Consider the following 453-nt stretch of genomic DNA (forward strand, 5'->3'; position numbering starts at 1 on the left):
GCCCAGGCCAGCGCGACCTGGGCCGGCGTGGCATCGCATTCCTGCGCGATCGCCTGGATCTCCGCATCCTGCAGCATCTGGCCGTAGCCCAGCGTCATGTACGAGGTGACGTGGACGCCCTGGCCGCGCGCGAAATCCACCACCGCCCGGTTCTGCAGGTACGGATGCAGTTCGATCTGGTTCGTGGCGATCATGTCCGCCCCCACGGCGGCCACGGCCTCGCGCAGGAGCGCCACCGTGAAGTTCGACACGCCGATGCGCCGCGCAAGCCCGCGGGATTGCGCATCGGCCAGCGCCTCCAGGCTTTCGGCCAGCGGCACAGCGCCGCCGGGGGAGGGCCAGTGGATCAGCACCAGATCCACGTAATCCGTGCGCAGCTTTTCCAGGCTCTCCTGCAGGCTCGGGACGAGCCGGCCGGCGGAAAGGTGGTCGGTCCAGATCTTGGTGGTGAGG

Annotated in this window: 1 protein-coding gene; it reads right to left on the minus strand. The window is 69.1% G+C overall.

Translation table 11 applies throughout. The features are described from left to right. A partial coding sequence (locus K9U40_RS23755; protein ID WP_282892515.1) for an aldo/keto reductase occupies positions 1 to 453 on the minus strand: 453 nt, incomplete at both ends.

The sequence above is a fragment of the Xanthobacter autotrophicus genome, from assembly GCF_030015065.1.
GTDB classification, from domain to species: Bacteria; Pseudomonadota; Alphaproteobacteria; order Rhizobiales; family Xanthobacteraceae; genus Xanthobacter; species Xanthobacter autotrophicus_D.